Below are 13,414 nucleotides of genomic sequence, written 5' to 3' on the forward strand. Positions count from 1 at the left end.
GTTTAAAACTTGTCGCTTGATTCATTTTATGGGCAAACCGACACTGTGCGCCAGACCTCTACCGGAGCAACACCATGGCACGCACCCATATCCTCGGCTTTCCCCGTATCGGCGAACGCCGTGAACTGAAATTCGCGCAGGAAGCGTTCTGGCGCGGCGAACGCACCGAGGCCGAACTGCGCACGGTGGCCGCCGAACTGCGCCGCCGCCACTGGCAGCTGCAGGCCGAGCGCGGCCTGGACACCGTCGCCACCGGCGACTTTGCCTGGTACGACCAGATGCTGAGCCTGACCGCGCTGCTGGGCGCGCTGCCGCGCCGCTTCGGTTTCGACCCGGCGCAACTGACGCTGGCCCAGTACTTCGAAATGGCGCGAGGCAACCGCGAGCAGCCCGCGATGGAAATGACCAAGTGGTTCGACACCAACTACCACTACCTGGTCCCCGAGCTGGACGCCGACACCAGCTTCGACGGCGGCCCGCAATGGTTCTTCGAGGAAACCGATGAGGCGCTGGCGCTTGGGTTGCGCGCCCGTCCGGCGCTGATCGGCCCCGTCACCTACCTGTGGCTGTCGAAGAGCCATGTGCCCGGCTTCGACCGGCTGTCGCTGCTGCCGCGGCTGCTGCAGGCATATCGCCGCATCCTGGGCCAGCTCAAGGCACGCGGCATCGAATGGGTGCAGATCGATGAGCCGGCGCTATGCCTGGACCTGGAACCGGCGTGGCTCGATGCCTTCGACACCGCCTATGCCGTGCTGCAGGAGGGTGGCCCGACGGCGCGCCCCAAGCTGCTGCTGGCGACTTACTTCGACAGCGCCGCCGACCATTCGCAGCGCGCGGCCGCGCTGCCGGTCGACGGCTTCCATATCGACCTGGTGCGCGCCCCCGAGCAGCTGGCGGCATGGCAGGCCGCGCTGCCAAATCACGCCGTGCTGTCGCTCGGTGTGATCGACGGCCGCAATATCTGGCGCACCGACCTGCGCCGCGTGCTGGACCTGCTGCGCCCGCTGCACGGCGCGCTGGGCGAGCGCCTGTGGCTGGCGCCGTCGTGCTCGCTGCTGCATGTGCCGGTGTCGCTGGCGCAGGAAGCGCGGCTCGATGCCGAACTGAAGTCCTGGCTCGCCTTCGCCACCGAAAAGCTGGACGAACTGTCGGTGCTGGCCCGCGCACTGAACCAGGGCGACGGCGCCGTCGCCGACGCCCTGGCCGCGTCGGACGCCGCACAGGCGTCGCGCCGGGCCTCGCGGCGCGTGGTCAATGCACGCGTGCAGCAGCGCCTGGCTGGCGTGAACGACGCGATGGCGCACCGCGCCAGCCCCTTCGCCGAGCGCATCGAGCGCCAGCGCCAGGCGCTGGCGCTGCCGCTGCTGCCGACCACCACCATCGGCTCGTTCCCGCAGACCGCGGCGATCCGCCAGACCCGGGCCGCGTTCAGGCGCGGCGAGATCGGCGCGCTGGAATACCTGGAGCGCATCCGCGCCGAGATCGCGCTGGCGGTGCGCAAGCAGGAAGCGCTGGGGCTGGACGTGCTGGTGCACGGCGAGGCCGAGCGCAACGACATGGTCGAATACTTCGGCGAGCAGTTGTGCGGCTACGGCTTCACCGAGAACGGCTGGGTGCAGAGCTACGGCTCGCGCTGCGTCAAGCCGCCGGTGATCTACGGCGACGTGTACCGCCCCGAACCGATCACGGTCGACACCGCCCGCTACGCCCAGTCGCTGACCGAGCGGCCGATGAAGGGCATGCTGACCGGCCCCATCACCATGCTGCAATGGTCCTTCGTGCGTGACGACCAGCCGCGCGCCACCACCGCGCGCCAGCTCGCGCTGGCGATCCGCGACGAGGTCTGCGATCTCGAGCAGGCCGGCATCCGCGTGATCCAGATCGATGAACCGGCTCTGCGCGAAGGACTGCCGCTGCGCCGCGCGGACTGGGACGCCTACCTGGACTGGGCCGTGACCGCGTTCCGCCTGTCGGCCAGCGGCGTGCGCGACCAGACCCAGATCCACACGCATATGTGCTATGCCGAATTCAACGACATCCTGCCCGCGATCGCGGCAATGGACGCCGACGTGATCACCATCGAGACCTCCCGCTCGGCGATGGAACTGCTGGAGGGCTTTGGCGACTTCGACTATCCCAACGAGATCGGGCCGGGCGTCTATGACATCCACTCGCCGCGCGTGCCGTCGGTGCAGGCGATGGAGCGGCTGCTGGAGCGCGCCTGCGAGGTGGTGCCGCCGCAGCGGCTGTGGGTCAACCCCGACTGCGGGCTGAAGACGCGCGGCTGGCAGGAAACCGAAGCGGCGCTGGCCAACATGGTCAGCGCGGCGCGCGCGCTGCGCCAGCGCCTGTCGGCGCCGGAAATCGCGGCGTGGAAGCGCGTCGAGCGCACTGCCGCGCCCGGCACCGCACCGGTGCCGCACACGGCCGGCGCCTGCACTGCCTGCGCCACGCACGCACACTGACCAGCCAGCCTCACGCAGAACACCGCGGCGTAAAAAAACAGGCCGCATGCCCGTCGGGGCATGCGGCCTGTTTGCCTGCCGGCGCCAGGCGGATCAGTTCACGCGCATCACCGGCGGCGGCATCCAGCTGCCATCCAGCAGAGCCTGTTCCGGCCAGTACGCGCGCAGCATCATGTTCAGGCCATCGGGCGGCGCCGGCAGCCAGTTGGCGGCCCTGGCGCCGGCCGGGCGCTCATGCTGGATGTAGATGTCGAGCGAGCCGTCGCGGTTGTAGCGCAGGCGGTCGCGGCTGCCGATGGCATAGCGCTGGATCGGGTTCGGGACAAAGGCCTGGCGTTCGTTGTACAGCGTCAGCGACCAGAACGCGCGCGCCGGCGGCAGCTGGTTCTTGTCGAAGTGCAGCACGTAGCGTGCCCCGCCCTGCAGCGGCTTGCCGTTGGCATCGGTGCGGGTGGAGGCGTAGATCGCATCCTCCGGCAGGTTGGCGCCCAGCCCCACCCACGCCGTGACCGCGCGGCGGCCATAGCTGGTGCCGTAGGTGCCCAGGTCGCGATGCATGACCCAGCCGTTGCCGGCGTCGGCGTTGCCCTTGCGCGCCGCCTGCTCGATCGCCGCCAGCGCGGCCGTGGCCCCTTCCTGCACGGCCCGTGCGGTGGACGGCTCCATCACCGTGGTCTTGAACGGCACGCCCGGGCGGATGCCCATGCGGCGCATTTTCTCGACCATGGCGCTGTCGGCCGGCGCCGGCGGGTTGGCCGGCAGCAGCGCGGCAAACCGCGTGAAGAACGCCTGCGCGTCCATGGCCGCGACCTGCTCGACCGGCGCGCTGGTGGCGTCCAGCGCGGGCCGCGCGGCGACCTTGTCCGGCACGCGTCGGCCGCCGCCCCAGGCCGACAGCGGCGTCAGCCGGTACTGGTCCTGCAGCCGGTGCACCGCCGCAAAATCCTGCTTGCCGCTGGCCTGGGTACGGCCGATCAGCCAGACCATCGACGTGGGCGAGCGGATCTCCTGCACGCCCCTGGGCAGCGTGCCGCGCCAGTCCGGACCGGTGATGGCGAAGTTGCCGCGGCGGGTGCCGGTGGTGCGCTTGCCCGGTGCGGCGAACACATTGGTCCAGGCATCCATCAGCGGCATCAGGTAATAGCGCCCGCGCGTATCGGGCACGGACAGGATCACCGGCTCGCGCGACAGGTCCAGCCACGCCGACGAGTACAGCGTGTCGGCATTGGGGCTGACCACATCGGTGAAGGCGGCGTCCGGGAAGGTGCGCTTGTGGCTGAAGGTGTTGACGGGCGTGCGCAGCGTCATCAGCTCGCGCGTCACGTCCATCAGCACCATCGGATAGGCAATGGTGAAGACCTCGGCGGACAAGGCCTTCATGGCCTGGTCGGAAGGCGGCTGCTCGGCGGCGGCCGGGTTGCCGGCATAGTCTGGCCCGGTGGCGCAGCCGGACAGCATGACGGCGAGCGTGACCGCGCCCGCCAATTGACGAAAGATAAGCTTCATGACCCCGATTCCCAAAGTTCTTGCGTGTTCTCCGGGCATTTCGGCTATGACTGCCGGCATGTCGTCCCGAAGGCGCATCTGTCCGTCGCATCTTGTCCGCCGGCTACGACCCTGTCAATTCCTCGAATGCGGGGATTCGAGACCGGGCGCACCAACGGCAACAGACCCTGCGGCGAAGGGGTGCATGATAAGCCACGCGGACGGGCTACGGAAAGGTCGGCGGCTCAGTTCTGCGCGATGGCGGAGCCGTGCTGGGCCAATGGCGTGACCTGGATCTCCATGTACGGGTACAGCGGCAGCGCGGTCAGCACGGTGTGCAGTTCATCGTTGTCGCTGACGTCGAAGATGCTGACGTTGGCGTACTGGCCCACCACGCGCCACAGATGGCGCCACTTGCCTTCGCGCTGCAGGCGCTGCGACATGGCCTTTTCATCGGCCTTGAGCTGCTCGACCAATTGCGGGTCGAGCGATGCGGGAATCCTGACGGTCATTTCGGCCATGAACAGCATGGGGTCTCCGGGTGTGGGGTGGCGATGGACAGCGTGCGCGGCCCGGTTCAGAGGCGGCAGGTGCCGTCGAGATAGGCCTTGCGCCAGCGCACGATGCGCACCTCGGCAAACAGGCCCGCCGCGGCGAACGGGTCGGCATCGATAAAACGCTGCGCGGCCTCGCGGCTGTCGACATCGACGATATAGACGCCGCCGCCGGCGTCGGAGCCGTCATCGTTGAGCTTGGCGCCGCAGGCCAGCAGCAGTGCCTTGTGTCGACGGTTTCGATCAGGTACGGCATGCGGTTCTCCTGTCAGCCTTGCGGCCTTGCATCAAAGTCTGGCAATCTGCGCGCCCCACATCAGCATCGCAGCGATATAGACGGCTCAGTACCGCATCTGGACATCATCGACCTTGCCAGTGCGCGCGTTGTACAGGCAGGCGTAGTGGAAGCCGATCGCCGACGAGCTGTCGTCCGGCTCGAACACGCCTTCGCCGTTGACCGAGGTCTGCGCGTTGGGGCGCTGGTAGTACTGTTCGCGGTCGGCCATCAGCATGACGCTGCCGGGTTGCGGATAGCGGCGCTGTAGCGCTTCCGCCACCGCCGGCTCGCAGGCCGCGGAAGCCGCCCGGGACATGGCCTGGGGGTCGACGGTGATGCGGGTGGTGGGCGGCGGCACCGGGCGCGGTGCCCGTTGCGGCGGCGTCTCGCAGGCCGCCACCAGGCAAGCAACCGTCAGGCACAGGTAAGAAGCTCGGATCACGCGGACCTCCTCCGATGGGAGCGCCGGCGGTGGCACTCCGGAAAGTGAAGCGGAGCTATCAGGTTACTGCCTGTGGCCGGAAAAGCCAAAGCCCGCCCGCTCGTGTCCGCCGGCTCGGAGCATCGTGGCAGCCGCCGCGGCGCCGGGATTCCCCGGACTTTCGAATCCGCGAACGCGGCTAAACTAGCGCACGCGGCCGCGCCCTGCCTTGCCCCAGGCGCGCCGCGCGTACAACCCACGATGCCGACCAATGACAACCACAGAGACAAGCGGCAACCGCCCTGCCCAACCCATCCCGCTGCTGCGCACGGCCGCCAGCCTGCTGGTGGTGCGCGACGCGCCCGCCGGCATGGAAGTGCTGCTGGTGCGCCGCGTCGAACGCGCCAACGACCGCAGCAGCGGCGCCTATGTTTTTCCCGGCGGCACCCTCGATGCGCAAGACCGCCACCTGCACGCTCACGCGCATGGCCTCGATGACGCGATCGCCAGCGAACGCCTGGGCCTGCCGGCCAGCGGCCTGGACTTCTACCTCGCCGCGGTGCGCGAATGCTTCGAAGAGGCCGGCCTGCTGTTCGCCTGCGATCATCAGGGGCGCCCGCGCGCGCCGCACGAACTGGACGCCGCGCAGCTGGTGCTGCTGCGCGAGGCCGTCCAACGAGGCGGCCCCGGACTGGCCCACGCCTGCGAGCAGCTGGGCCTGCGCCTGGCGGCGGACCGGCTGGCCTATCACAGCTACTGGCTGACGCCGCCCGGCCTGCCCAAGCGTTTCGATACCCGCTTCTTCGTCGCCATCGCTCCGGAGGGCCAACTGGCCGTACCCGACGGCACCGAGATCGTCGAACACCGCTGGGTACGCCCGGCCGAGGCCGCCGACCCGGCCAGCGGCCTGCCGATGATGCATGTCACGCGCCGCACGCTGGGCTCGATCGCGCAGTTCGAGAGCGCCAGCGCCTGCTTTGCGTATTTCTCGCAGCTGCGCGGCATCGCCTGCATCATGCCGCGCCTGGCAAACGGCGCGGCCGGGGTGCGCCCGGTGATGCCGAACGAGCCCTGCTACGCCGAGATCGGCCGCATCGATCCCGACGGCAAGGTGCACGGCCGCTACGAGCTGGCGCCCGGCGTGCCGGTGCAGTTGTCGCAGCGGGTATGGCGCGTCACGGCCAACAACGGCAGCGTGATGACCGGCCCGGGCACCAACACTTACCTGGTCGGCGGCGGCGCGCGCAACGAATGGGCCGTGATCGATCCGGGCCCGGACGATGGCGACCATGTGCGCGCCATCCTGGAAGCGGCGCCCGGCCCGATCCGCTGGATCCTGGCCACGCATACGCACCTGGACCACTCCCCCGCGGCGGCGGCCTTGCAGGCCGCCACCGGCGCCACCGTGCTGGGACGCGCCGCCCCCGCCGGCCCCTGGCAGGACACCACCTTCGCACCGCAGCGCGAACTGCAGCACGGCGAACGCCTGGCCCTGGCCGACGATTGCACCCTGCGGGTCTGCCACACCCCCGGCCATGCGTCCAACCACCTCTGCTACCTGCTCGAGGAAGAAAAGACGCTCTTCACCGGCGACCACGTGATGCAGGGATCGACGGTGGTGATCGGCCCGCCCGATGGCGACATGCGCGCCTACCTCGACTCGCTCGCGGCGCTGCAGGAAGAAGACCTGGAGTGGCTGGCGCCGGGACATGGTTTCCTGATCGCGCGCCCGCAGGACGCGATCCGCATCCTGGTGCGGCACCGCCTGCAGCGCGAGGCCAAGGTCGCCGGTGCGCTGCGCGAACTTGGCCCGGCCGCGCTCGGCGAACTGGTGCTGCGCGTCTATGACGATGTGCCGCCGCGCATGCATCCGGTGGCGCAGCGCTCGCTGCTGGCGCACCTGATCAAGCTGCGCGACGAAGGCAAGGCGCGGGAGGCGGATGGCGTCTGGTCGGAAGCCGCAGGCTGAGGCTGGAGGCGCCCGTTGAAGATTTTTCGGCGGGGGGCTTGCGCAATTCAATAATTGCGATACAATTGCGCCTCTCGTGTGCGGCTGTAGCTCAGTTGGATAGAGTACTTGGCTACGAACCAAGGGGTCGTGGGTTCGAATCCTGCCAGCCGCGCCACCTATGCAGAAAGAAAAAGGGCTTCCGGAAACGGAAGCCCTTTTTTGTTGCCGCGCGCCTTGCGCGCGACTGCCCCCCACCACCCCTACCATCGATAGCGCGCGCCGACGGTGCCGCTCGGGTTGCGCCCCGCCCTGACCTTGAACCACAGCTTCACGCCGGTCTTGGTATTGCCATGCGCGCCGATATTGAACGAGAACAGTCCGCGCAGCAGGTCGGCATCGATCTTGGTGCCGTTGATATTGATGACCTGCTTGCGGCTCTCCTGCCACCAGTCGGCCTCGACGAACGGATAGATGCCGGCCAGCCGCGTCGGCTGCGCGCCGTACAGGCGCACGCCGATGCCGGTGGCGCTGGCATCGCCGGGCATCGCCTCCGACAACTTGTTCGGGTCCGCGCTCGTGCCGGGCTGATAGGCCAGTTGCAGCCGCGGCTGGATGGTCAGCCCGCCGCCACGCGGCACCACGGCATCGACCGCCAGCGCCATGGTGCGCACGCGATTGTCGGCAAAGCCGCTGGCGGTGGTGATGTCATCGAGATGCAGCGACGACCGGCGCGCACGTTCCGGCATGGCCGCGGTCTCGCGGTCCGCGGCGGCAAGGCCGGGGGCATCGTCATCGGGCCCGGCGCCGATGGCGCGTGGCAAGGCGGAAGTAGATGGGGATGAGGATGGCGGCGGCACTGCCGCGTATTCGACGACCACCGGCTCCAGCGGCTGGACCATCCAGCCACTCGCTTCGGAGCCGCCGGCCAGCGTATCGGAAAACTGCACCGGCTCCGCCGGTGCTGGCTGCGCCAGGCTTGCCTGCAGAGGCAAGTCAGAACCCGCAGGGTCCTGGAAATCCGGCAAGGATTCGTCTGCGTGGGCCACCGCACACATCAGCATGGCGAGCATGGCGCAGAAGTGCAGGGGATGGTGGACGATGCCGGGATGCGCGGCACAGCCGTGCCATCCGGGGTTCGTCCCCGCCTCCCTCTCTCTCGATGATGACAAGACGACAGTCATGGCAACCACCTTCGGGACGTTATAAATGCCTGCCCGATGAGCTTGAGCATAGGTCAAATGCCCCGCCAGCGTTAGCCGCGTATGTTCGGCTGCGCGCGCCCGCGAAAGCCTGCCGCAGAGCGGCCGGCGCCGGCGCAAATCGCGGAAGATTTGGACAGCTGCCGCGGCCTTTTCGTCAATAATGTCGGGATTGACAGAATTTTCACGCATGGCCCGGCCACTGGCAGCCGGGTGGAGACAGCATGGCCCTGCGGCAACGCGCCCGACAGCTTGATCCCGGCAACGGTATTGCCCTGACCGCCGGCAACGGACCGCGCCGCAGCCTGCAGCACAAGCTGGCGCTGGCGACCACGGTGGGCGGCCTGTGCACGGTGGTGCTGGCGGCGCTGGTGATCGCCGCCTCGTACGGCGACTTCGCCGCGGCCCGGCAGAACCTGTACGACATCTCGGCGTACCGCGACGTGCTCGACGCCGCCAACACGCTGTCCGCCGAACGCGGCCCGGCCAACAGCGTGCTGGGCGAACCGCCCTCGCCCCACAGCGCGGCGCGCGAGCGCCTGCAGGCGTTCCGCGCCCGCAGCGACGCGGCGCTGGCGCGGCTGTCCGCGCCGCCTCCCGCCCCCTTCGGCTTGCACAGCCATCACCTGCCACCGCTGATGGTCGAGCGCGTGCGCGAACGCCTGGCGCGGGCGCGCGCCGAGATCGACGAACTCGCCGCACGCGCGCCGCAGCAGCGCGACATGGACGAGATCCGCCATGCCATTGAAAGCATGTTCGAGGTCGTCGACGCGCTGCAGCCCGCCATCGCCTGGCAGGTGCGCGAGCTTTCCGTTTGCGATCACGGCCTGGCCGCGCCCGCGCTGACCGGCAAGATGCTGGGCGACCTGCGCGAGTACGCCGGGCGCATGGCGTCGCAGATCATGGCGCCGGTGGCAGCGCGCCAGCCGATGCCGGTGCAGAGCCTGGTCGACGCGACGCGCTCGCGCGGACGGCTGCTGGCGCTGTGGCAGCTGGCCGGGCCGGCGTACAACATGTTCGGCGCCGCGCCGGCGCTGGAACAGGCCTATGCCGACGCCGGCCACCAGTTCTTCGGCCGCGGCGTGGCCATGGTCGACAGCCTGGTCGCGCAGGGGCGGATCTCTGGCAACTACTCGATGACGCCCACCGAACTGACCAACCGCTACGTGCCCACGCTGGAGCCGCTGGAGCGGCTGCGCGGCGTGTTCCTGGACGAAGTGGTGGCGCATTTCACCAGCACGCGCGAGCGCGCGCTGCGCCGGCTCGCGGCCGCGTGCGGCACGTCCGCGCTGATCCTCGCGGTGCTGGGCTACATGCTGGTGTTCGCGCGGCGCGCGGTGTTCCTGCCGCTGCTGCGTGCGCGGGCGGAAGTGATCGCGCTGGCCGAGGATCGCGCCCAGCCGCACCAAACCCCGCCATCCAAGGCTGCCATGCAGGCCAGGCGCACGGGCCAGGCTGCGGAGATGCGGCGCCTGTTCGATGCCATCGACATCCTGCGCCGCAAGCTGCGCGAGCGCGCCGCGCTGACCGCGCAGCTGGAGCAGCAGGCCCGCACCGACAGCCTCACCGGCCTGCTGAACCGGCGCGCGCTGGAGCTGGTGGCAGCGCAGTACGGCGCGCACGAGCACGCCAGCCTGGTGCTGATCGACGTCGACCGCTTCAAGCAGATCAACGACCGCCACGGCCATGCGGCCGGCGACCAGGTGTTGCGCAATATCGCCGCGCAGATGCGCGCGCTGGTGCCGGCCGAGGGCGTGCTGGCCCGCTTCGGCGGCGAGGAATTCGCGCTGTGGCTGCCGCACGGCCGGCCCGGCGAAGCCGCTGCGCTGGCCGAAACGCTGCGCGCGGCCATCGCATCCCGGCCGGTCTACCTGTCCGGCACCACGCAGCTTGCCGTGACCGCCAGCTTCGGTGTCGCCGTCGGCCATGGCGGCGCGAGCCACTGGCAACGCCTGTTCGGCGCGGCCGACGCAGCCATGTACCGCGCCAAGGCCGAAGGGCGCAATTGCGTGCGCGAGGCACAGGACCTGGAGGGGATGCCGGCACGCTGAACCACGGCACCAGGCACGGTCCGAAAACTACGGACGAAAAAAAAAGCCCGCTCGCGCGGACGTGGTTGCCATGAGCATGGCCTGAAACGAAGAAAGGCTCGCTTGCGCGAGCCTTTCCGAATTTTGGTGCCCAGAAGAGGACTCGAACCTCCACAGTGTTGCCACCGCTAGGACCTGAACCTAGTGCGTCTACCAATTCCGCCATCTGGGCTTCGTTTCGAAGCATTGCTGCTGCGATGCGAAGAACGAAATTATGCCGAGTGCTGCGGGTACTGTCAACAGCTGCCTGCAAAAAACTTTGTGCCGTCTATGTCGCACCGCCGTCGCGCCGGAAATCCACCTGCGCCGGCCGTCCCGGCAGCGCCAGCGCCGCGGTCGCCGCCGGCATGGTGGCAATGGTCTTGCCGGCGCGCAGCACGCGCAGCCGCGTGGCGCGCAGCCGGATTGCCTCGACCGGATCGCGCGCCTGCAGCAGCACCAGGTCGGCGCGGCAGCCCGGCGCCAGGCCATAGCCCTCCAGCCCCAGGATGCGCGCCGGGGTGGCGGTGACCGCATCGAAGCAGGCGCGCATCGCCTCCTGCCCGGTCATCTGCGCCACATGCAGGCCCATGTGCGCCACTTCCAGCATGTCGCCGGAGCCCAGCCCATACCACGGGTCCATCACGCAATCGTGGCCAAAGGCCACCGGCACGCCGGCCGCCATCAGCTCGGGCACGCGCGTCATGCCGCGGCGCCGGGGGTAGGTATCGTGCCGCCCCTGCAGCGTGATATTGATCAGCGGATTGGCGATCGCAGCGACGCCGGCCTCGCGCATCAGCGGGATCAGCTTGGACACGTAGTAGTTGTCCATCGAATGCATCGAAGTCAGGTGCGATCCCGCCACCCTGCCCTGCAGGCCCAGCCGCACGGTTTCGCTGGCCAGGGTCTCGATATGGCGCGACAGCGGATCGTCGCTTTCGTCGCAATGCATGTCGACGCGCAGGCCGCGTTCCGCCGCCAGCTCGCACAGCAACCGCACCGACTCCGCCCCCTGCGCCATGGTGCGCTCGAAATGCGGAATGCCGCCGACCACGTCGACCCCCAGTTCCAGCGCTCGCTTCAGGTTGGCGAGCGCGCCCGGCGCGCGCAGCACGCCGTCCTGCGGGAACGCCACCAGCTGCAGGTCCAGGTATGGCCGCATGCGTTCGCGCACGTGCAGCAGCGCCTCCACCGCCAGCAGGCGCGGATCGCACACGTCCACATGCGAGCGGATCGCCAGCAGCCCGCGCGCCACGGCCCAGTCGCAATAGGCAAGCGCGCGCTCGACGATGGCCTCCTGCGTCAGCAACGGCTTGAGCTCGCCCCACAGCGCAATGCCTTCCAGCAGCGTGCCCGACTGGTTCACGCGCGGCAGCCCGTACGACAGCGTCGAGTCCATATGGAAGTGCGCATCGACGAACGGCGGCGTCACCAGCTGGCCGGCGGCATCGATCTCTTCGCCCGCGCGCGCGGCCAGGGCCGGCTCGACCGCGGCGATGCGCCCGTCGGCGATGCCGATATCGATGCCGGTGCGCCCGTCGGGCAGGTTGCAATGCCGCAGGATCAGGTCGAGCATGGGTCGTGTCGTGGTATCCGGTATGGACGAGCTCAGGCCAGCGGCGCCGGCGCCAGGCCGCAGCCGCGCAGCAGCATCACCACCACATGCTCGGTGGCATGCGCATAGTCCTGCGGCTGCAGCCGGCTGATACCCAGCACCGCGCAGACCTGCGACTCAAAGTCCGCGTAGGTCTGGGTGGCGGCCCAGATGGTGAAGAACAGGTGCCGCGGATCGACCGGCGCCATCTGGCCGCGGTCGATCCACTGCTGCACCACCGCAGCCTTGCGCGACACCAGTTCGCGCAGGGCATGGCGCAGCACCTCGCCGATCTCGGGCGCACCGTGCAGCAGCTCGTTGGCGAATACGCGCGACGCATCCGGATGGCTGGCCGACAGCCGCATCTTGGCGCGGATGTACTGCTCCAGCGCCACCTGCGGCGGCAGTTCGGCGCGGATCACGTCGGCTTCCGACAGCCATAGCTGCAGCGTGTGCGCCAGCACCGCGCGGTACAGCGCCTGCTTGGTGCGGAAGTAGTAATGCAGGTTCGACTTGGGCACCCCCGCGCGCATGGCGATCTCCGCCATGGTGGCGCCGGCAAACCCGGCGCGCGCGAACACGTGCTCGGCCGCGCGCAGGATCATGGCCTGGTTCTCCTGCCGGATGCGGCCGCACGCCGCCGCGCGCGCGGGCGGCGCGCGCAGTGTCGGCGCAAGGCCGGCGCGCGAGTCCATCAGCGCGTGCCGTACAGGCGGTCGCCGGCGTCACCCAGGCCTGGCACGATATAGCCGTGCTCGTTGAGGGTGTCGTCGATGGCCGCGGTGACGATGCCGACGTCCGGATGCGCGGTGCGCAGCGCGCGCAGGCCCGGGCGCGAGGCGATCAGGCACACATACTTCATGGTGGTGACGCCGGCCTCCTTGAGCCGGTTCAGCGCCGCGATGGCCGAATTTCCGGTGGCCAGCATCGGGTCGACCACGATCACCATGCGCTCCTGGATGTCCTCGGGCATCTTGAAGTAATACTCGATCGGCTCCAGCGTCTCGGGGTCGCGGTACAGGCCGATATGGCCGACGCGCGCGGCCGGCAGCAGGTCGAGCATGCCGTCGATAAAGCCGTTGCCCGCGCGCAGGATCGACACCAGGCACAGCTTCTTGCCGGACAGCACGCGCGACTGCGTGGCCGCGATCGGCGTGCGGATGGCGATGGTTTCCATCGCCAGGTCGCGCGTGGCCTCGTAGGTCAGCAGCTGGCTGATCTCGCGCACCAGGCGGCGAAAGTTGTCGGTGGTGGTCTCCTCGCTGCGCACCAGCGTGACCTTGTGCTGCACCAGCGGATGGTCGACCACCATCACGCCGGACAGGCTGGCAGGGTCGGCCGGGTCCGGCGCGAGCGCCTCGACTGCGGGAACAGCGGTCATGTCGTTCATGGTGACGCT

10 protein-coding genes, 2 tRNA genes and 1 pseudogene are annotated in these 13,414 nt (G+C 69.3%); 4 read left to right on the plus strand and 9 right to left on the minus strand.

Going from position 1 to position 13,414, the window contains the following annotated elements:
- The first annotated feature begins 74 nt into the window (after window positions 1-74).
- Window positions 75-2,465, plus strand: a complete 2,391-nt coding sequence (metE, locus tag MKD38_RS16990) for a 5-methyltetrahydropteroyltriglutamate--homocysteine S-methyltransferase (RefSeq protein WP_252678455.1) — start codon at window positions 75-77, stop codon at window positions 2,463-2,465.
- Window positions 2,466-2,558: 93 nt separating this feature from the next.
- On the opposite strand, the gene MKD38_RS16995 is transcribed toward metE, so the two are convergent.
- From MKD38_RS16995 to MKD38_RS17010, 4 genes and pseudogenes are all read right to left on the minus strand, one after another.
- On the minus strand, window positions 2,559-3,971 hold the full coding sequence (locus MKD38_RS16995) for a DUF1254 domain-containing protein (protein WP_252678456.1): 1,413 nt from the start codon (window positions 3,969-3,971) through the stop codon (window positions 2,559-2,561).
- Between the two features lie 224 nt (window positions 3,972-4,195).
- On the minus strand, window positions 4,196-4,480 hold the full coding sequence (catC, locus tag MKD38_RS17000; RefSeq protein WP_252678457.1) for a muconolactone Delta-isomerase: 285 nt from the start codon (window positions 4,478-4,480) through the stop codon (window positions 4,196-4,198).
- Between the two features lie 47 nt (window positions 4,481-4,527).
- A pseudogene (locus MKD38_RS17005) lies at window positions 4,528-4,734 on the minus strand (YciI family protein); the annotation flags it as partial.
- A 111-nt stretch (window positions 4,735-4,845) separates the two neighbouring features.
- Complete coding sequence (locus MKD38_RS17010; protein ID WP_112776540.1) at window positions 4,846-5,223, minus strand: short-chain fatty acid transporter; 378 nt, start codon at window positions 5,221-5,223, stop codon at window positions 4,846-4,848.
- A gap of 250 nt (window positions 5,224-5,473) precedes the next feature.
- Here MKD38_RS17010 and MKD38_RS17015 point away from each other — a divergent pair, with 250 nt between their 5' ends.
- Together MKD38_RS17015 and MKD38_RS17020 are read left to right on the plus strand one after the other, a co-directional pair.
- Window positions 5,474-7,171, plus strand: coding sequence for an MBL fold metallo-hydrolase (locus MKD38_RS17015; protein WP_252678459.1), 1,698 nt, complete (start codon window positions 5,474-5,476; stop codon window positions 7,169-7,171).
- Window positions 7,172-7,251: 80 nt separating this feature from the next.
- Window positions 7,252-7,328 (plus strand) — tRNA-Arg (locus MKD38_RS17020).
- A gap of 85 nt (window positions 7,329-7,413) precedes the next feature.
- Here MKD38_RS17020 and MKD38_RS17025 read toward each other — a convergent pair.
- A complete protein-coding gene (locus tag MKD38_RS17025) occupies window positions 7,414-8,334 on the minus strand; it encodes a hydrolase (RefSeq protein ID WP_252678461.1) in 921 nt (306 codons plus the stop codon).
- A gap of 242 nt (window positions 8,335-8,576) precedes the next feature.
- Between MKD38_RS17025 and MKD38_RS17030 the strand changes: the two genes are divergently transcribed.
- Window positions 8,577-10,403, plus strand: a complete 1,827-nt coding sequence (locus tag MKD38_RS17030; RefSeq protein ID WP_252678463.1) for a GGDEF domain-containing protein — start codon at window positions 8,577-8,579, stop codon at window positions 10,401-10,403.
- A gap of 124 nt (window positions 10,404-10,527) precedes the next feature.
- Here MKD38_RS17030 and MKD38_RS17035 read toward each other — a convergent pair.
- The 4 genes from MKD38_RS17035 to upp form a co-directional block, all read right to left on the minus strand.
- Window positions 10,528-10,614: transfer RNA gene (locus tag MKD38_RS17035), tRNA-Leu, on the minus strand.
- 96 nt (window positions 10,615-10,710) lie between these two features.
- Entirely contained in the window at window positions 10,711-11,997 is a 1,287-nt protein-coding gene (locus MKD38_RS17040) for an amidohydrolase family protein (protein ID WP_252678465.1), read from the minus strand.
- Between the two features lie 32 nt (window positions 11,998-12,029).
- Window positions 12,030-12,710, minus strand: coding sequence for a TetR/AcrR family transcriptional regulator (locus tag MKD38_RS17045; protein ID WP_252678467.1), 681 nt, complete (start codon window positions 12,708-12,710; stop codon window positions 12,030-12,032).
- Window positions 12,710-13,405, minus strand: a complete 696-nt coding sequence (gene upp / locus MKD38_RS17050) for a uracil phosphoribosyltransferase (protein ID WP_252678469.1) — start codon at window positions 13,403-13,405, stop codon at window positions 12,710-12,712. Before upp ends, MKD38_RS17045 begins: the two co-directional genes overlap by 1 nt.
- Window positions 13,406-13,414: the final 9 nt, after the last annotated feature.

The organism is Cupriavidus sp. WGlv3 (assembly GCF_023952475.1).
Classification (GTDB): domain Bacteria; phylum Pseudomonadota; class Gammaproteobacteria; order Burkholderiales; family Burkholderiaceae; genus Cupriavidus; species Cupriavidus phytorum.

What these genes read in the sequence shown, in the direction of transcription:
- metE (WP_252678455.1), top strand. Translation starts at nt 75, where the DNA reads ATGGCACGCACCCATATCCTCGGCTTTCCCCGTATCGGCGAACGCCGT.
- MKD38_RS16995 (WP_252678456.1), bottom strand. Translation starts at nt 3,971, where the DNA reads ATGAAGCTTATCTTTCGTCAATTGGCGGGCGCGGTCACGCTCGCCGTC.
- catC (WP_252678457.1), bottom strand. Translation starts at nt 4,480, where the DNA reads ATGCTGTTCATGGCCGAAATGACCGTCAGGATTCCCGCATCGCTCGAC.
- MKD38_RS17015 (WP_252678459.1), top strand. Translation starts at nt 5,474, where the DNA reads ATGACAACCACAGAGACAAGCGGCAACCGCCCTGCCCAACCCATCCCG.
- MKD38_RS17025 (WP_252678461.1), bottom strand. Translation starts at nt 8,334, where the DNA reads ATGACTGTCGTCTTGTCATCATCGAGAGAGAGGGAGGCGGGGACGAAC.
- MKD38_RS17030 (WP_252678463.1), top strand. Translation starts at nt 8,577, where the DNA reads ATGGCCCTGCGGCAACGCGCCCGACAGCTTGATCCCGGCAACGGTATT.
- MKD38_RS17040 (WP_252678465.1), bottom strand. Translation starts at nt 11,997, where the DNA reads ATGCTCGACCTGATCCTGCGGCATTGCAACCTGCCCGACGGGCGCACC.
- MKD38_RS17045 (WP_252678467.1), bottom strand. Translation starts at nt 12,710, where the DNA reads ATGGACTCGCGCGCCGGCCTTGCGCCGACACTGCGCGCGCCGCCCGCG.
- upp (WP_252678469.1), bottom strand. Translation starts at nt 13,405, where the DNA reads ATGAACGACATGACCGCTGTTCCCGCAGTCGAGGCGCTCGCGCCGGAC.